General features: G+C 48.4%; 18 protein-coding genes. 8 read left to right on the top strand and 10 right to left on the bottom strand.

Translation table 11 applies throughout. The features are described from left to right. Positions 1–169 precede the first annotated feature (169 nt). The 3 genes from IC617_RS05880 (at position 170) to IC617_RS05890 (ending at position 1972) form a co-directional block, all read left to right on the top strand. The gene (locus tag IC617_RS05880) at positions 170–649 is read left to right on the top strand and encodes an Hsp20 family protein (protein WP_191144058.1); all 480 of its coding nucleotides are present in this window, start codon (positions 170–172) and stop codon (positions 647–649) included. A 101-nt stretch (positions 650–750) separates the two neighbouring features. Further along, on the top strand, positions 751–1059 hold the full coding sequence (locus IC617_RS05885) for a hypothetical protein (protein WP_191144059.1): 309 nt from the start codon (positions 751–753) through the stop codon (positions 1057–1059). Positions 1060–1078: 19 nt separating this feature from the next. Further along, complete coding sequence (locus IC617_RS05890; protein WP_224745843.1) at positions 1079–1972, top strand: RNA polymerase factor sigma-32; 894 nt, start codon at positions 1079–1081, stop codon at positions 1970–1972. Between the two features lie 3 nt (positions 1973–1975). Here IC617_RS05890 and IC617_RS05895 read toward each other — a convergent pair whose 3' ends face one another. Genes IC617_RS05895 through IC617_RS05905 form a run of 3 tightly spaced genes read right to left on the bottom strand, consistent with a single transcriptional unit; the run spans position 1976 to position 5548 of the window. Beyond that, positions 1976–2938 carry a magnesium transporter CorA family protein gene (locus tag IC617_RS05895; RefSeq protein ID WP_191144061.1) on the bottom strand — a complete coding sequence of 321 codons (963 nt, stop codon included), beginning with the start codon at positions 2936–2938 and terminating at the stop codon, positions 1976–1978. Between the two features lie 37 nt (positions 2939–2975). Further along, on the bottom strand, positions 2976–3791 hold the full coding sequence (locus IC617_RS05900; RefSeq protein ID WP_191144062.1) for a mechanosensitive ion channel family protein: 816 nt from the start codon (positions 3789–3791) through the stop codon (positions 2976–2978). A gap of 59 nt (positions 3792–3850) precedes the next feature. Next, positions 3851–5548: a diguanylate cyclase domain-containing protein gene (locus IC617_RS05905; protein WP_191144063.1), complete on the bottom strand. Its 1698-nt coding sequence runs from the start codon at positions 5546–5548 to the stop codon at positions 3851–3853. Positions 5549–5697: 149 nt separating this feature from the next. On the opposite strand from IC617_RS05905, the gene IC617_RS05910 reads away from it, so the two are divergent. Beyond that, complete coding sequence (locus tag IC617_RS05910) at positions 5698–7206, top strand: GGDEF domain-containing protein (RefSeq protein WP_191144064.1); 1509 nt, start codon at positions 5698–5700, stop codon at positions 7204–7206. Between the two features lie 57 nt (positions 7207–7263). Further along, entirely contained in the window at positions 7264–9771 is a 2508-nt protein-coding gene (locus tag IC617_RS05915; protein WP_191144065.1) for a putative bifunctional diguanylate cyclase/phosphodiesterase, read from the top strand. A gap of 61 nt (positions 9772–9832) precedes the next feature. On the opposite strand, the gene IC617_RS05920 is transcribed toward IC617_RS05915, so the two are convergent. Genes IC617_RS05920 through IC617_RS05935 form a run of 4 tightly spaced genes read right to left on the bottom strand, consistent with a single transcriptional unit; the run spans position 9833 to position 12556 of the window. Beyond that, positions 9833–10261, bottom strand: coding sequence for an ATP-dependent zinc protease family protein (locus IC617_RS05920; protein WP_191144066.1), 429 nt, complete (start codon positions 10259–10261; stop codon positions 9833–9835). A gap of 15 nt (positions 10262–10276) precedes the next feature. Continuing rightward, complete coding sequence (locus IC617_RS05925; RefSeq protein ID WP_191144067.1) at positions 10277–11284, bottom strand: succinylglutamate desuccinylase/aspartoacylase family protein; 1008 nt, start codon at positions 11282–11284, stop codon at positions 10277–10279. After that, on the bottom strand, positions 11284–12189 hold the full coding sequence (rimK, locus tag IC617_RS05930) for a 30S ribosomal protein S6--L-glutamate ligase (RefSeq protein ID WP_191144068.1): 906 nt from the start codon (positions 12187–12189) through the stop codon (positions 11284–11286). Before rimK ends, IC617_RS05925 begins: the two co-directional genes overlap by 1 nt. 22 nt (positions 12190–12211) lie before the next feature. Then, a complete protein-coding gene (locus tag IC617_RS05935; RefSeq protein ID WP_191144069.1) occupies positions 12212–12556 on the bottom strand; it encodes a MaoP family protein in 345 nt (114 codons plus the stop codon). A 153-nt stretch (positions 12557–12709) separates the two neighbouring features. Here IC617_RS05935 and IC617_RS05940 point away from each other — a divergent pair, with 153 nt between their 5' ends. The 3 genes from IC617_RS05940 to IC617_RS05950 all read left to right on the top strand — a co-directional run bounded on the left by IC617_RS05940 (position 12710) and on the right by IC617_RS05950 (position 14219). Then, complete coding sequence (locus tag IC617_RS05940) at positions 12710–13591, top strand: LysR family transcriptional regulator (protein WP_191144070.1); 882 nt, start codon at positions 12710–12712, stop codon at positions 13589–13591. A 112-nt stretch (positions 13592–13703) separates the two neighbouring features. Then, the gene (locus tag IC617_RS05945) at positions 13704–13907 is read left to right on the top strand and encodes a hypothetical protein (RefSeq protein WP_191144071.1); all 204 of its coding nucleotides are present in this window, start codon (positions 13704–13706) and stop codon (positions 13905–13907) included. Positions 13908–13958: 51 nt separating this feature from the next. Continuing rightward, a complete protein-coding gene (locus IC617_RS05950; protein WP_191144072.1) occupies positions 13959–14219 on the top strand; it encodes a hypothetical protein in 261 nt (86 codons plus the stop codon). Positions 14220–14340: 121 nt separating this feature from the next. Here IC617_RS05950 and IC617_RS05955 read toward each other — a convergent pair whose 3' ends face one another. The 3 genes from IC617_RS05955 to gad all read right to left on the bottom strand — a co-directional run bounded on the left by IC617_RS05955 (position 14341) and on the right by gad (position 18385). Next, positions 14341–14985, bottom strand: coding sequence for a hypothetical protein (locus IC617_RS05955; RefSeq protein ID WP_191144073.1), 645 nt, complete (start codon positions 14983–14985; stop codon positions 14341–14343). 81 nt (positions 14986–15066) lie between these two features. Beyond that, on the bottom strand, positions 15067–16932 hold the full coding sequence (locus IC617_RS05960; protein WP_224745831.1) for an aspartate:alanine exchanger family transporter: 1866 nt from the start codon (positions 16930–16932) through the stop codon (positions 15067–15069). A gap of 79 nt (positions 16933–17011) precedes the next feature. After that, positions 17012–18385, bottom strand: a complete 1374-nt coding sequence (gene gad, locus IC617_RS05965) for a glutamate decarboxylase (protein WP_191144074.1) — start codon at positions 18383–18385, stop codon at positions 17012–17014. Positions 18386–18731: the final 346 nt, after the last annotated feature.

Here is an 18731-nt window from a genome sequence, read left to right on the forward strand (position 1 = left end):
AAAGTCTTATAGCGATGACAGTTGTTAGAAAAATTTTTTCTTAAAATGGATATTGAATCTGCGGATTGCAGACCTTAATTATTGTTGTGAAGACGGGTTGTCTGTAATTTGGAGACCCGCTCTGACTTGATTGTTTTTATCGTATGTTGCTTCTTTAGGAGAATGTATTATGAACGCAATTGACCTTACTCCCCTATACCGCAGTAGCGTTGGTTTCGATCGGTTAGCCTCGATGCTCAATAGTGCTTTAACCACAGAATCCAGTTCTACCGGTTATCCCCCTTACAACATCGAAGTACTGGATGAGAACCGCTATGTCATCACCTTGGCTGTGGCTGGTTTTTCACAGGACGAAATTGATATTCAGGTAGAGAAAAGTGTGCTGACCGTTCGCGGCAATAAAGCCAGCAAAGACGAACGGCGCTATCTCTACCAAGGTATCGCCAATCGGACATTTGAACGTAAGTTCAATCTGGCGGATTACGTCGAAGTTACCGGTGCTGATTTGGTTAACGGCTTACTGACCATTGATTTGGTAAAAGAAGTGCCTGAGGCCATGAAGCCAAGAACGATCGCAATTAACCAACCTAACAAGGCGATAGAGCACAAATCAGAGCAGCAAGACGCAGATAAAGCGCGAGCTGCTTGATCAGGAATGGGGCCATTACGGCCCCATTGTTGCTGCTCTAAGAGTCGACACAAAGCCCAGCATAGTGGCTGATCTAACGCTTCATCGGATGGAGGTTCACCATGAAAAATAGAACAGTGCTTGCAATTCTTACTGCTACGATAGCCATCGGAACGACAACCATGATTGTTGCCGCGACAGATCACTTGAATGGCAACAATAACGCAGTGGCACCAGCCAAGAAGCAAAGCCAAACTGTCACCGCAAATCAATATCAAGATTGGCATTATCCGCTGCCAGTTCCGGGAGCAGATTGGTCGTTAGAGCGCTGGTTTCAGAATTACATAGCAAACGATCAGACCGCGGCTAACTCGGCATCGCCACAGCAAAAGCAAGCGAGCGACAAGTCACCGCAGGCAGACAACAGCTAACCGTTTTGGGAGTTCAATGATGACGGGCAACAGTTTGGCGGTTAATAGTGACTATTCGATAGCCGGTGGTTTTTCGGCGTACCTCAATTATGCCTATAGCCAGAGACCTCTTAGCATGACTGAAGAGCGGGATTTATTTGCCCGCTACGCTGAGCACAATGACTTGGATGCTGCTCGAGCAATCATCCTGTCCCACCTACGTTTTGTTGCGTTTGTGGCACGTAGTTTTTCCGGTTACCAACTGCCCTTGGAAGACTTAGTACAAGAAGGCAGTATTGGCTTGATGAAAGCTATTAAACGATTTGATCTCAGCTTTGGCGTGCGCTTTGCGAGTTTTGCCGTGCACTGGATTAAGGCTGAAATTCAGGAGTACGTCATTAGAAATTGGAAACTGGTTAAAGTCGCGACCACCAAAGCTCAACGACGCTTATTCTTTAATCTCCGGGGATTGAAAAATACGCTTGGTTGGATGAACGCTAACGAAATCAAAGAAGTGGCGAATTATCTCGATGTTGATGAAAGTGATGTGGTTGAAATGGAAAGCCGATTGCGTCAAGCCGATGTCTTTTTTGATCCGTCATTCGGTGAAGCTAAATCGGACGATAGTGGATTAGGTGAAGGGCAGGCCAAGCTATTAGAAGATAAGTCACCTTGTCCAGAACAGCATTATCTTAAAGAAGATCTGAACAAAAAGTGCCGTCAAAAAATAACCCAATATCTAGCAACACTAGCTCCTCGCTCCAGAGATATCTTTGTCAGCCGTTGGTTGGTCAACGATGAGAGCCAGCGTTCGCAACTGAAGGAATTGGCGCAAAGGTACAACATATCTCCGGAGCGGGTCCGACAAATCGAGTCAGACGTGCTGAATCAATTAAGGCAACACCTCAAAAAGGAAAAAATTTCATTGGTGTAGCGACTAAAGCCAGCGTTTACGCCTGAACAATATCAACAATGCCGAGGCCATGAATGCCATAAAGCCCCACAGTACAAAGTAGCCGTACTTGAATGACAACTCGGGGATATGCTCGAAATTCATTCCATAGATCCCGGCGATAAAAGTCAGCGGAACAAAAATTGCCGAGACCACAGTCAGTAGCTGCATGGTTTTGTTGAGTTGGTGTGAGCTGAGCGAAATGTAGCCCTCAATCAAATCGCCACACAAATCGTAGTACAAAGCCGTTAGGCTTTCTAAACGCTCGAACTTGTCATAGACGTCACGAAAGCTGTGCTTGACCTCCGTGTCGTCCATACTGAAATGGTTAATGTCGCCGGTTAAAATCTGGCGCACCAGTTTGACGTGATAAGACTTGATGCGATGCAGTTTGCGCAGGTGCGATTTCAGGATGATTAGGCGGTTCATGAGCTCATCGTTGGAGCGAGTGAGCATGGCATCTTCTAATTCGCTGATTTCATCCTCGGCTTCCAATACGGACTCGGTGTAGCGAATGGCCGACGCATTCAATATTTTGCTAAGCAATAACGCCGGTGATTGAACATAGTGAGCAAGCTGCTCGTCTTGCCACATGGCTTCAACGCCAAGCGATGGCTCAGTGCGTCGGGTAATCAAAATTCTATCGCCGACAAATGCCGATAGCGCCATGGTTTTTACATCAAGCAGTTCTTCAGTTTTGCTGAATCCTCGGTACAGCACCAAACTCAAGTGATCAAAGCTTTCTACTTTCGGTGGCCGGCGGTCACGTTGGGCATCTTCAATTGCTAGAGTATGACAACCGAGCTCAGCAAGCAATGCCCGCTCCTGCTCTTTCGGTTCCCGGACAAAATCAATCCAAATGAAACCGCTATCGTTTTGCCATTGCTTGATTAACTGCTCATCACCCATGGTGATTGATTGCTCAGAAAAATAGGCTACTCGTATCAAGGCCAAGCCCTCTTATTCATTGTTCGAACCGGCGGTATCATGGCGCAGGTTGTTCAGGTTGAATTTCATGCCACAAGCGAAGAAAGGCGCGGGTGGCTTGTTGTTGTAACTCGCCAACCTGCTCGGTTGGGCAAAACAGCGTAATGGTGAGCTTATTTTTGCCCAGCTCTGTGGTACTCAGGTTAATCGAGGGTGCGACTTGAGTCGCTTCCACATCCATGCGCTGGTGGAGAAAGCCAGAGTAACGGCTGGCGGTTTCCCGAAATGGTTCGACTAGCGTTTCTAATTCGCGCTGCAGGGGCTCAAAAATCGGTTCAATATTGACGTTGGCTTCACGTACAACACTGAAACTGTGCATCACATAACGGCGCATAAAATTGAGGTTTTTGGCGGGATACAACAGCAGCGTGTTGTTGGGAATGTAGAGGGTTTTACCGGTGTAACTGTAATCGCCGGCGACATTGACCTCCTGAATGGTCGTTTTCACCCAATCAACGTCGACGACCTGACCGGTCAGGCCATTGATATCAACCCAGTCGCCAATGCGGAATTGGCGGTTTAAGCTCCACACGAAAAAGCCCAGCAAACACTGTAGAAATTCTTTGGTGGCAACGACAATGGCGACCATAAAAGCCGCCAGCGACAGCGCCACATTTTGCAATTCAGAAAGCCAGATAAAGCCAATTAGCAGGACAATCATCAACGAGCTGACGTTTCTGATTGTGCTTGCGCGATTCAGCTGTTCGCTCGGCTCCATGTCTTTTAAAAAGTAGCTGAACGTGACTTTCCTAAGCAGGTAGACGGTAAGTAACAAACCAATACTCAGGGCAATTTTAACGAGCGTTTCGGTCACCAACAGGCTCCTTGTTGTGCGGTGTTAATAGGGGTTAATTGTGCGCTTAGTTTGCTGAACTAGCTAGAGCCTGTTGCAGGGGCTGAACTAGAGTCATAAACAAGGATCCGATTGCGGCCTAATGCTTTGGCTTGATACAGCGCCTGATCGGCATGCTCTAAGGCGTCGGCAACAGATGATTGCTGTGATGGAATGACCGAGCATATGCCAATACTTGCGGTGACAAAGTGGCTCACATCAGAGTACTGGTTGGGCAACTCAAGTTGTGCGATTTGTTGTTGAATGCGGCTGGCCATACTGACGGCGTCGGCTTCAGCAGAATTGCCCAACACCACCACAAATTCCTCTCCGCCAAGACGGGCAACCATATCTTCAGCGCGGCGGATCGTTTGTTTCAGTGCACCAGCCACTGCCTTTAAATACTTGTCGCCAGTGGCGTGACCCATGTTGTCATTGACCCGCTTGAAATAATCAATATCGATGAGCAGGATGCTGAGGTAACTTTCGTTGCGCATATTTCGGCGCCATTCAATATCGATATGAGCGTCGAAATAGCCACGGTTTTTCAGTCCCGTTAGGGCGTCGGTTTGGGCCATTTGTTCGAGCTTGGCGTTAACCGATCTGAGCTCCATCGTTTTGGCTTCGACCTTTTCTTCCAGTACTAGGTTCGACTGAATGAGTCGATCGGCCATGGTATTCAAGGCTTGCGCTAAGCGGCCCAGCTCATCATCGGTAAATTGGCGAATACGTTTTTCAAGATGGCCCTCGCTGATCATCACCGCCACTTCGGTGAGATTGATCACCGGTCGAGTGATCTTGTGTGCCAATATCAACGACGCAACCAGAACAACAATCAATAAGAAGAAGATGAGATAGATGATCAGGTGTTTGAGATCTTCATTAATGGAGAGCACTTCGTCTTCATCCATTTTGACAATGATGACGATGTCGAATTCGGGGATCAGGCGACTGATGGCAAACACGGGCTTACCCCGATAATCATCAACACTTTGAAGCACATCTTCGCCACCACGAAAGTCACTGACCATCAGCTGCGACATGCCTGCGCCAGCACTAAATAATTGCGGGAAATCTTCAAAGCGCAGCGGCGTAAACACCAAGATGTTGTTGTTTGGGGTTTGGGTGGCCATAAATACTTCGCCGGTTTTACCTAGCCCAGAGTAATCCCGCATAAAGTCATTTAAGCGGTCCATGTTGACCTGCATAGCGACAACACCGAGGGTTTCGCCATTGAGTTTTAACGGTGCAGAAAAAATAAAGGTTGGTGCCTGATATTCGGCATCGGCCAGTAACATTGAGGTGGTTTGGTGGTCACGGCCACGCTGAAACAGCACATGGTCCTGAAACGACTGGCCGTCTTTGCTGCCCGCCGATGACACCATAGTGGTGCCCTGTTGGCTAAGAATAAAAATATCGGTAATGGTTTCACTCTGATTGACCGCATCATCAAGAATGCGTTTGACCAGCGCCAGTGAATTGGTGTCGCCGTGGTCAATAAACTGTTGAAACGAAGCCCGCATTTGGGTGCGACTACTAATCAGGTTTAATTTGTCCCAATTAGCTTTGATTAGCCCTTTCATCCGTTGATGTTGGACATTAGCCATCGACACTAAATGATATTTCGCTAAGTCTTTGACGATCTCCTGCGAGCTGAAGTAATACACTGAGGTCACAATCGAGTGGGTCGCAAATGCTAACAACAGCAATATGATCAGAATCTTATAGCGTATACTCATTGCTAGAACCGTTGATTTTTTGGCTACACTCTAAACTGTAGCAAAGACGAGCCAAGGTATGGCCCGAGCAGTGTGGTAACGCCACCTGAAACGATCACGACACGCGACTCCCATGACCGGCGAGTGGCGCATTTCAGCGGAGGAAGTTGATGAGCCAGCCAAAAACCATTGGTGTCATCATCGTGTTATCGATTGTTATCAACCTCATTGTCCTAGTGAGTGTGATTTCAACCATGACGTCGGTGGATGATCTGAACCAGTCCTGGCAAGAGATCACGCAATCAAACTCAAGTAAAGCGGCGGAGCTTATCAAGCTGGAGCGAACGCTCGGCTACGTCGGCTTTGTGCACCACTTTAAGAATTACATTATTCGCCGGCAGCCGACGTACTTAAACCAGGCGGTTGAATCCTATGAGGATGCCCAGCTTGCCATTTCTAGGTTGCTGCTGTACGCCAAAGATGAAGATGAAACCCGTCACATTAATGCGGTAAAAAACACCCTAAATGCCTATTACAACAACCTGCAATCGATCCAGTCGCTTAATCCAGATATTAGCGTCGAACAGTTAGATACGCTGGTTGCGGTTGACGATAGTCGCGCAGCGGCTGCACTTATCGCCTTGAGGGAGCGGTTGTCTCCTTATCTGTCTGCGCAATATCAGCAAGCGCAACGTTCGGCCACCGAAATACACAATCAGCTGAGAGTCGCCTCCGTTGTTATTGTTCCGATCCTATTGCTGATCAGTGCTGCTTTTATTTTTCAGATCAGAAAGTTCTACAAGCTGTCTCGCGTGTACCAAATGGTTCTCGACTCGTCGCCCGACGGTATTATTTATACTGAATTCAATGGCGATATCATTCATTGCAACAAAGTCGCCCAAGGTATTTTTGGTTACAGCGAGAAAGAGTTGCTCGCGATGAAAGTCGAAGAGCTAGTGCCGGTTGAATACCGCGGCGATCACGCCAAGCATCGGCATTCGTTCAGCCACAACGGCGTGGTTAAAAAAATGGGCTCGCGGGATACCAAGCTCTACGGTTTGCGCAAAACCGGCGATTACATTGAAATTGACGTTGCCATTAGCGCGCTCAATGTTGACAACAAAATTCGCAACCTCGCCATTGTTCGCGACATCACTAAATTACGCCATTTAGAACATCTGGCTGAAACTGATCACTTAACCTGCTTGATGAATCGCCGCGCCATTGATGCGGTGCTCGACCGCGAATACAAACACGCGGTTCGTTATAACCGTCATTTGGCGGTGATGCTGATCGATTTAGACAACTTCAAAGAACTGAATGACTCCGAAGGCCACCTTAAGGGCGACGAGGCGTTGAAATTCGTCGCTGAATTCCTCAGCCAGAATATCCGCCCGTCTGATTATCTGGGTCGCTGGGGCGGCGATGAGTTTGTCTTGGTGTGTCCTGAATTAACAGAAAAAGAAGCGTTAGAGTTTGCCGAGCGAATTCGCGAACGATTTCGACAACAGCCTAAAACCTTTGATACAGATTTAACCATGAGTGTTGGCATCTCGGACATCGGTGCTGGCAATGCGGTTAAGTCGATCCGGCAGGTGACGCTAGATGCTGACAAGGCGCTTTATGCGGCCAAAGACAGCGGTAAAGACTGTGTCCGAACAATTAGCGAGATCGAGTGAGTAGGGTTTGATGACGCAATTTTTTATCACAATGACTAGAGGAATTCGCTCTAACATATGACAGCTTTTTATAGCGTTTTAGTGGCCATTAATGTGTTGTGCGCAGCGCTTATTCTGGCCTACGGCATACAGCGTAAGCGTTACCAGTTTGTCTCTTTGGCGGCACTCAATGGCTTTAGTGCTTTGTTTAATTGGTTGAGCTTTTCGCTACTGAGCGCTACTGATATTAGTCAGGCGCTGGAGTTGAGCCGTTGGCATCTGGCGGTGATCATTGCCGCGTATCCTTTTTACATTCACACCTTTGGTACCTGGTCTAAGTTAAAGCACACCAACAAAATCACCATTGCCTTTATCATTTTCTCGATCGGCCTACTCGCGGTTAACTTGCTGGCCGATTACCCCCTGCGCTATGGTCGTGATGCGGTTCTGGTGGAATACACCACCATTTTTAATGACACCGCACGCGTGCTGGTTGGCGAGACCAATGCACTATTCCCGCTAATTCACTTCAGCTATAGCGTGATTACGATCTTTCTTTGTTTTTGTGTTTATCGATTTTACAAAGAAAAAAGAAGCTTAGAATCGGGCTCGCTGCTGGTTACAATTTTGTTCCAGATATTTGCGGCTTATGCTGGCTTCAGAATCGATAGCCAGCAATCTTCGCTGGTGTATTTGGGAGCCGTGCCAATATCCATGTTATCGCTGGCAACCTTGGTGGTGATCAGTCAGGCGTTTAGAAAAACAACGTCAGCGCTTGAGAAAGAAGTTGGCGAACGCAGCGAGTTTGACCGCTTATTTGCCGCATTGGCAAAGATCTCCAACGAAGGCAGTGGTGATCAGTTCTTTACTGATGTGATGGCGTTGCTGGCCAAATATTGTAAAGCCGATTTCGCGATTCTAGGCTTGATCGATAAGGAGGATGCCAAATACATCCAAACCAAGTGTGTATTTCATCAGGGGGTCAGCATTGCCAATTTCAGATACGCCAGACGAGGCACGCCTTGTGAGCAGGTGATTAGTCACGATGCGTGTGTTTACCCAAGCAAAGTTTGGGAGCACTTTCCGCTCGACACCATGCTCAAAGATGAATTGATCCAAGGTTATTTGGGTTATCCCATTCTTGATGAGCAACAACAGGCGGTTGGCCTAATCGCCTTGTTGTTTCGAACACCGCTCACTGACAGTAAAAAGCTGAAACTAATTGCCGATGTGTTTGCGACCCGCATCGGTGCCGAGATGCGCCGCAGTCAGCTTGAGCAACAACTAACCACCATGGCATTTAGTGATTACCTGACCGGGCTCCCCAACCGCACCTCGTTACTTAAGCAAACCAATCACTATCAAATTAACGCCCAGCACAATAATCAGGATGGTTTGCTGATGTTGTTTGATATTGACCATTTTGGCGAAATTAATCGCAAGTTTGGTACTGATATTGGTGATCAGACCTTGAAGATTATCGGTGAACGGCTCAGTCATTTTGCCTCGTCGAGTTGTTTTGTTGCTCGCTATGGCGGCGATGAATTTGTTGTGGCGTTTCCAACGGTAAAAGGCGAAATGCATGCGCTGGTTCGAACCCAGTGGACGGCTTTAAGCGCGGTATTTAAACGAACCTGCATCGTTGGCAACCGAAAAATCAACCTGAGCTGTAGCATGGGCGCGATTATGTTTCCGTCGCAATTGCACGAAAGTGTCGACATCATGGGGGCCGCTGAACATGCGTTAGTCAAAGCGAAGCAATCTGGGCGCGATAGTTACTGTTTATTTGAGCCTGCGATGATTGATTACATCGAGTATTCGCGCAGCATCGAGCAAGAGTTGCTGCAGGCCATTACGCACTCTAACGAACTTTTCATGGTTTATCAGCCCAAGGTGGATCGCCATAACAACTTGCTGGGTGCCGAAGCATTAGTGCGCTGGACCAGTGCCAAACGAGGCTTTATTTCGCCGGCAGAGTTTATTCCCGTGGCAGAAGAAACGGGCGCAATTCATAAGCTGGGGATGTGGATCACCGGCGACGTGTGTCGGCAAATTCGCCAATGGTTGGATCAAGGGTACGAACTGGTGCCGATTTCCATCAATATCACCTCTTCGCAGTTCGATGATCCGGAATTCATCAACCACCTGCTTGCTACCATCGAGTCGTTCGACATTCCCTATCACTTAGTTGAGTTGGAACTCACCGAGTCTGGAATTCTCAAAGATAAATCACGAGCCGTTGAATACTTGACGATGCTGCGCGATAAGGGCGTCACCATTGCTTTGGATGATTTTGGTACTGGCTATTCGTCGCTGTCATACATCAGCGACTTGCCATTCGATACCCTTAAAATTGATAAATCGTTTATCGATAAACTGGACGATGACAAAAACAAAGAACTGGTCAAGTCCATTATCTCGATTAGCAAAACCTTGGGCGTTCAATTTGTGGCAGAGGGAACGGAAACTGAGCAGCAAGTCGAGATTATTTCCAGCTACGGCTGTCAGGTTTTTCAGGGGTATTTCTTTAGCCGTCCGTTGCCGGTTGACGAGTTTGTCGAAAAGCTTGCTAGAACAAACAACTAGCGGCGGCGGTAAAACCGCCGCCGCTGTGCATTTCTCGTCAATTCTCTCAGAGGCTAGACCGCTAGGGCGAGTTAATTAAAAATGATTTGGACGGGTCAACTAAGACGCGATCGCCCATTCCTTCGCGCCCCAACAACATCAGGTAGCTCATGTCCTCGCGATTGGTCAGCGTCACTTCAATCGGCCACTCCTGATCGCCGAGGCGGATCAGAGTACGGATCACACAGCGTAATTCTGCGCCGCCATTTGATGACTTGATCCGGCGCGAGTCGTGCAACGGAGCATGACATTGCACCACTTGCTCCAAATTATAAATGTCTGGGTGCAAGTCGAAGGATACAAATGGCCGACCGTTCTTGGTCAACTGCTTGAGATTATCGACATGCAATGAGGATGTTTTGGCGCCGGTATCCACTCTAATTTGCAGATCGCTGATGCCGAGCTGCGGCAGAGCACACAGCTCTAAGTTGCCAATCACCATTTTATCCATGCTTATTCATCCTCTTTATGCTGACTCGGGCATGACCACATCTTGCAGCTTTTCAATGTGTTCAACAATCTCTTCTGGCTCTTCGTCAAAATAAGCAATGTGATAAATCGCATCACCTTCTTGGGCCAGCGGAATATTTTGTTTGCCAATCACAATACCGGCGCGGCTGGCCACAATTTGCCCTAAGCTGGTTCCCATGGGGCTATGGATCTGCGCCAGCAACTGGCCCTTTTCTACATTGGCGCCAAGCTTCACGCACTCGTGCAGCAAGCCACTCGCAGAGCAGCGGATCCATTCGCTTTTGTTGGCAATGAACGGCACTATTTTTTTGCGCTTGCGGTGGCGCACCATTTGCAATTCAGCCAGCACCTTGAGGATCCCTCGCACGCCGGCGCGAATCGACAACTCATCAAAGCGCAGCGCTTGGCCAGCTTCGTAAAGTAAGATCCGAGTGCCGTTTTCAACCGCCGCCTCGCGCAGCGAACCATCACGCAAGTCTGAGTTGAGCAGCACTGGCACTCCGAATTCTTCGGCAATGCGCAAGGTTTGCTCGTCGGCTAAGTTGGCGCGAATTTGCGGCAAGTTCGAGCGGTGAATCGCACCGGTGTGCAAATCAATGCCGTAATCGCAATGAGTCACTACTTCGCGCAAAAAGGTATTGGCAACACGCGCCGCTAACGAGCCTTTTTGAGAGCCCGGAAAGCAGCGGTTCAAATCGCGTCGGTCTGGCATATAACGGCTCTGGTTGAGTACGCCATAGACGTTGACCATGGGCACCAGAATTAAGGTGCCATTGAGCAATCTGAATTTTTGGTCATGCATCAGACGGCGAATGATCTCAATACCATTGAGTTCATCACCATGAATCGCCGCGCTAACAAACACAATCGGCCCAGCTTTCTTGGCTCGGCGAACATACACAGGAATCGATACATCGGTGTCTGTGTAAAGCTTGGCGACCGGCAACTTCAGTTGCAGGGTCTGGCCGGGGGCGATGTCGTGATCACCAATACGCAGGTTCATTAGCCTATTCCTCGGGTTCTGTTGCGGTGTGGTTTGGCATTCTTTTCGATAAATTCGTAAATCAAGCCGGCGACATCTTTGTGTGTGGCCACTTCAATGCCCTCAAGACCGGGTGATGAATTCACTTCCATCACCACAGGCCCGTTGTTGGACTGCAAAATGTCCACACCACACACGTTCAAGCCCATGGCTTTGGCGGCTTTTAGTGCAGTGGCGCGCTCATCTTTGGTTAACCGTACCAGTTTTGCGGCACCACCACGGTGTAAATTAGAGCGAAATTCACCTTCCGGCGCTTGTCGCTTCATTGCCGCCACGACTTTGTCGCCAACCACAAAACAACGCAAATCGGCGCCTTTTGCTTCTTCAATATACTCTTGCACCAGAATGTTGGCTTTTAGGCCCATAAAGGCTTCAATAACGCTCTCCGCTGCTTTATTGGTTTCCGCCAGCACGACGCCAATACCCTGAGTCCCTTCGAGCAACTTAATCACACACGGCGCGCCGCCAACATTGCGGAGCAAATCGCGGATTTTATCCGGTTTGCTGGCAAACCCAGTCCGCGGCAGACCAATGCCTTTACGAGAGAGTAGTTGCAATGAGCGGAGTTTGTCACGAGAACGGCTGATGGCTACCGATTCGTTCACACAAAAGGTGCCCATCATTTCAAATTGGCGAACGACCGCCGTGCCGTAAAAGGTAATAGAGGAACCGATTCTCGGGATCACCGCATCATACTGTGGCAGATCTTTACCCATGTAACGCACTTTGGGATTGCTACTGGTAATGTCCATGTAGCAGTGCAGGGTGTCGATGATGTCGACTTGGTGACCCCTTGCTTCGCCAGCTTCTTTCAGACGACGGGTTGAGTACAGTGATTCATTTCTTGAAAGGATGGCAATTTTCATTAGTGGGTCTCAAATTAAAACGCTATGTGTCGGCTGCTGCTAAATTCGCATCAATGTAGTCGGTATTACGTCGGTAACTGGTAACGGCATGGAAACGTCTTGGCGTTTTGGTCAGCCGTAAGTACTTCAGCCAAACTTTCTCAATATCACTCTGAGCCGTCGCGCCGTCATGAATAACGCTGACAAATTGCTGCTCTTCGGCATTTTCGGGTTGTAACTGGCCGTTTTCGAGCTGGGCCAATGTGGTGCCGTAACGGGTCAGTAAATCAGATTCTTTCAGGGTAAAGTCACCCGATTTCTGAAAACCTCTGGCAAATTTTTGATTGTCGTAAAACCGAGTTGCCCCTTGGCGGATTTGAGTGTTCATTCTGTGTTCTCCGTTTCTACCGAATGGCTGCTTTTCGCACCAGAATTTGCGCGGAAAATAGTGGCCTTTGGGGCAAAAATGAAACGAATAATTTTTGTCGTAACTACAAATTATGTTTGTTAATCTGCCGGAGCCAGTAGACAGGGGATTGCCATGGATGTGAAAGTTTTCCAAACCTTTTTGGAAATAGCGAAAGAACGCCATTTTGGTAGAGCGGCCAATAACCTATACATCACCCAGGCAGCCGCCAGCGCTCGCATCAAACAACTCGAATCGTTTTACAATGTCAGCCTGTTCAATCGTGATCGCAATAACATCAAACTGACTAGTGCTGGAGAGCGTTTGTTGGTGTATGCCGAGCAGATTGTCCAGACCATCGTGCAGTCAAAATCGGCATTGGCGCTGACCCAAGAACAAGCCATTCAACTGGTGCTTGCTGGTACACCCAATAGCTGGGATGCGTTTTTACATAACGCGTTTGGCGTTATCAGTGAAACCTTTGCAGGCTATTCGTTCAGCGTTGAAACCCTTGGCCGTGAGCAAATTGTTCGCTCGCTGCTCGATCGCACCCTCGATTTGGGTGTGACCTTTGATCCGCTGAAAACCGAAGAAATCCACTCGGCGATTATTGCCAAGCCTGAATTGGTGCTGGTCAGCTCGAAGCTGCAATCAAAATCTCAGGCAACAGCCGACAATTATATTTACGTCGATTGGGGCACTCGTTATGCCATTGAGCACACCGAGCGTCACCACGATATTCCGCCGCCAGTGCTGAGAACGTCGAACGGCCGGATTGCGCTGGATTTCATGCTGCAAAAAGGCGGCACCGCCTACCTCCCCAGAGCCATGGTTGAACCTTTTTTGGAATCTTCTCAGCTCTTTCTGCTGTCTGAAGATGACAGTTGGCTACGGCCTATTTACCTGAGTTATCGGAAGAACTCGCCCAACATCGATGCCATTCAAAATCTCGAACGCTTGTTGACACAAACAGAGCCCGAAGCGGCGTTTGTGATTAAGCAAGCAGGAGAGAGTTAGCCTGCTGTTTTTCACAAATTTTTTTTACCTTGCCGACAAATTAGTTTTGTTTTCCAAAGCAACTTTTTCGATATAGAAAAGGAGCTCGGAAGCAAGCGAATAGGAGCAAGTTATGTTGCGTGAATTTGACTCTCATGATGATTACTCCGAAGCACCGGACTTCGAAGCACTTGATGGTGATGAGGCTTCGTTGAGTCGGAGTGAAAAGATGAAACGAAAACAGGCATTCCGAAAAAAACAAGACATCAGAGATCGGCTTTTCCAACTGCAAGAAGAAAAGTGGCTGCGGCAAGAGATCGATGATTTTTACGACTAATACCAAAGGCGGTTGGCCTTTGGTATGGATTACTGGCTCAAGGTAAACACGATGAAACTGACATTACTTTTTGCAACGACTTTGCTCAGTACCGCGGTACTCGCAGAAGGCCCCGCTCCAAAAGATATTTATCAGGAAACGGTCGAACTCTGCAATGAGTGGGCTGACGATGATGAGATACCAGCAGGCGAACGCCAGGAATATCTCAACAAGTGCATCAAAAACGATCTGGAAAATATGGGGTATACCGCAGACAAACCTGCCGGTGGAGAAAACCTCGATGCGATCGCTTTGAACAAGGATGGTGAGTAATCACCCCACTCTGATCATGCTAGCCAGCCCGGGTTGTCGGCCAGTCATGACCTTGCCCGTAAAAGCCTCCTTAACCGCTTGGGTTAAATTGGAGGCTTTTTTCTTGTTGTTTAATAATTGGTTACCAAAACAGTGGCTGCATAAATTGTAAAAAGTACGACGACAAAGACGGCAGCACTTGGCTGCTCGCTTCAATCGAAAAGGTTAGGTGATAAAACCAAAACATCGCCATCAAGCTGACCACATAAGCGAATGACATAATCTGGTTGCAACGTTTGCCGAATGGTGAGCGCGCTAAGCTGACGATAGGCCCAACATAGATACTCACCAACCAAACAAAACCGCCGAGCAGGTGGATCACCACGCCAAATACCGATACATCAATTTGCTCTAACTGAGCGCCTTGAGAAGCCAGCACAAAAGATTCATGTAGTGGCGCAAAAAAGGCGGTGGCCGCATTAGCCAACCCTGCATACATCAACAAGTCGCCGGCGATAAATGACCAATGATCGCAGCTGCCCGATGTGGAGATCGAAGAGGAGGCGATAAACGCAACCAACGATAGCAACGATAATGCCAGCGCCAACAGTAGCGCCAAATCGGCACTCAAATGAACGCTGTGGTCAAAACCGGCAATGGTAACGCCGCCTTTGAAGCGAGGAAGTTGAGCGATTTGGAATGACACAATCGCAATGTTAAAGCCAACGACAGTTAACCTTGATCGCATTGCATTGATAGCAATTTGCGGATCAGTACTGCGGCTCATATTTTGTCTCCTAACTGACTACCAAACGCCCCAGCACTCCGTGGTGGCTGGGGCGTGACTCCGGCGTAGTTCAAACCGTCGCTAAGAAAAGACCATGGCAATGTAACCAAGGATCAGCACCACCGCCGAAGTCAGAGCGTAAGGCACTGGGTAAGCCACTGCGGCAATACCACTTTGCGATAGATCTTGAATGCCGTTTAACGCAGGCGTGCTATTACGACCGCCAGCACAAGCGCCAGCTAGAACCACAGGGTTCATTTTTCGGAAGTAATAGCCATAGAGCCAAGCGATAAAGGGAGGCAACAGTGCGCCCATCATGCCCAGCAAGGCAATCCAAAGAACTACAGTTCCTTGAAATGACGACATGATCTTAGGGCCGACACCGGCCGCAAGAACCGCAACAAACAGACTTAAACCAATGTCGTTAAGGAACGCTCGCGCTCCTTCGCTAGTGGGGCCACCAAACTCGGGGTTTCGCGTGCGCAGCCAGGATATGACAATGCCAGATAGCATGCAGCCTGCCGAAGTACCTAGCGCGAAGGGAATGCCGCCAAGCTCAATACTGGCATGGCCAATGACAAAGCCAATAAACAGGGCAATCGACATAAAGGACACTTCGGTGTAGGTGCTTTCAACAATGGGCACACCTTTGAGTGATTTAGCTGCTTGGTCGACGCACCACTTAGGCCCAGCAAGTCGCAGTACATCGCCTTTTTCGACCACTGTTTTGGCAAGGTGAGGAATGGCGACGCCAGCTCTAAACATGGATTTCAAGTGAACCCCAAAACCAATTTCACGACCAAGTTCGGCTAGCGTTTTACCAGCATATTCGCTTTTACCGACATGCACATCGGCGACCTCAATCTCCACCATTCTTGCTCTTGGTTCTGACACCTCTTTACCGACTTTGTCGGCTCCTGTGAGCAATAACGAGTAGTCACCGGCTACGCCAATAACATCACCCAACTGCAGTGCAGGGTTGGTTTGCGCATCAATCACCTCGTCACCTCGCACGATTTTTAAAACCGCCGCGCGTGGCGCAAGCTGGTACAAATCGGTGACCGTTTTACCAACCAACTCCTCATGTTCAACCAAGTAGGAGCGGATCTGGGTATCGGTAAAACCAAGCAGGGAAGCGCCAGCCGTTCCGGGTAATGCACCGCCATCTTCACCGCCACTAAATTCATCTTCGGCGATTTTAGCTTCTGCGACCGCATCGCGGCCAAACATCTTCGGTAAGTACTTGATCAGCAGAATAATAAAAATGGATGAAAGCACATAACTGATGGCATAACCGGCAGCCATATTGGCACCAACCATGTCCGCGGTAACGCCTTCTGGCAGCTGATAGGCACCGCTGTTGACTGCCGATTGGGCAACCCCCATCACCGCTGTGACGGTGTAGCTACCGGAAATAATTCCGGCGGCATAACCTGGCCCCAAGTCAAGAAATTTGACGCCAAAGAAAACAATCAGGAAGTTGGCAAACACCACGATTAAACCAATGACTAAGAAGTCGATGCCGCCGCGAGCTAAACCTGAAAAGAACTGAGGGCCGACCCGCATACCCAAGGCATACATAAACAACATCAAGAAAATATCTTCAACCAGTCCCGGTATATCGTAGCTAATGCCATATAGAGCGCTAGATACCAAGGCAATCAGAATACCTGTCACTAAGGTCCCTGCGGTTGCCCCTAAACAGATCCCACCAACGGTGATCCGGCCAAGCGGATAACCAATGGCAAGTGTCAGAAACAAATAGGCAAACGGGTTTTGCGCTAAATAACTGAGCGCCCAAGCGATACCTTGAGGCTCTGCTGGCGCTGCTGCGGCATATGCATTGCCAATGTAAAGCACTGCCAGTAACAAGAGGCCCAATGCCATACTGGCCATGGGTTTAGAAAGGCTCGCAACGCGCGCCCCTTGATGGATAGTTTTGTTCATCACATGACATCCCTATACAAATCCAAAGTGAGGAAGCAGCAAGTTGCCGCTTCCTTCTAACAAGTCGCTAATTTCACGATTAGCACTTACCTGATGACACTTTGTGAGGGTCATGTAATTTCGGTGGTGTGGCGTTGCCGCCATGCTCCTCAAGATATTCACACGCCATTTCAATATCTTGGACTAAGATCTCCGAAGCATCTCTGTTCAAGTGAGGACGAACCACAATTCGAAGGCTATTCACTTCTTGAGCATTTGCCGGCATTGAGTAAGCAGAGAGGATCCAGCCGCGCTCTCTAACCTTGTTGGAGATATCAAACTCGTTGTAGCGGGTGACTGATTTATCCAGCGTTAATGCAACCACTGGAATGCGCTGGGTTTCGTTCATGATCTTGAATTTGCCCGTTGCGGTCAGACGATCACGAATGTATTCAGCGTTCGCCACCGTTTGTTTCATGATTCTGGTATAGCCCTCGCGCCCGAGGCGAATAAAGTTATAGTACTGAGCCATGACCGTGGCGGAGCTCTTACTAAAGTTCAGCGTTGCTGTTGCTGCCTCGCCACCTAAGTAGTTGACGTAGAAAACTAAGTCTTCATTAAAAACAGCTCGGTCTTTGAAGATAATCCAACCTAGGCCCGGAGGAACTAAACCAAATTTGTGGCCCGATGCGTTAATGGATTGCACTCGTGGTAAGCGGAAATCCCACTCGTAATCAGGGTATAGGAATGGGTTGACAAAACCGCCCGAAGCGCCGTCGATATGCATTGGAATAGAAACGCCGGTTTTTTCTTCGTATGCATCCAGCCAATCATGAATCGCCTGAAAGTCGTCGTCTTCACCGGTAAAGGTTTGGCCAGCAATGGCAACGACGCAAATGGTGTTCTCGTCAACATACTCGTCGAGCTGATCAGCGTTAAGACAGTACTGGCCCGGTTCAAGCGGCACAATTCGTGGCTCTACATCAAAGTATTTGAGGAATTTTTTCCACACGATTTGGACGTTACCGCCGGTGACCATATTTGGCTTAGTGGTATCTTTACCGGCCTTTTCGCGCGCCTGACGCCAGTTCCATTTGTGTGCTAATCCAGCCAACATGCAGGCTTCAGATGAGCCAATGGTTGCTGCGCCATAAGGTTCGGCATCTTTCGGCCCGTTCCACAGGTGATGCAGCCATTTGACGCACATATCCTCGGTGTGCTTGGTGTGTGGGTACATGTCCGGATCGGCGAAGTTACGAAACGAGCCATCTTTAAAGATCTCAGCGGCTTCTGGCTCAGTAAAGGTGGTGACAAAAGAGGACAAATTGAGCATCGGGTTGGCATCTGTCCAGCATTCGCTTTTCACTAAAGCTTGTGCTGCGCGGGCCGACATTCCTTCTTCTGGAAAGTTTTCAGGTAGTTCTAAATTAAATTGCTCGTACGGCGTTAGGTCGGCATGTTTAATTGGAGGCATAATGAGAATCCCTATCTACATTAATTTTTGTCAACAAAATGAAATAGATGAAAAGGCCTTTGCTTTACTTGAAGTCGTAACTTCAGATACCCAACAGACAGTAAAAAACGACAGCGAAGGCTTTAGCTAAAACGCCAAATAACATTGCTTGGAAAACGACTGGATAACTCAGCTAGATTCGGCTGACTACGTGCTAGCCCCTGAATACAGGGCGATAAACTGCTCCCTGCATGACTAGCCCTATTGGGTATAGCAGCTATTTGTGACAAACCAAGGAATATTGATTTTCGAAGTGAAAAAAATGGCCTAAATGTATTTAGCCGTCTGTTTGGAGGAATTGCTTGCC

It is taken from the genome of Neiella litorisoli (assembly GCF_014773395.1).
Lineage (GTDB): Bacteria > Pseudomonadota > Gammaproteobacteria > Enterobacterales > Neiellaceae > Neiella > Neiella litorisoli.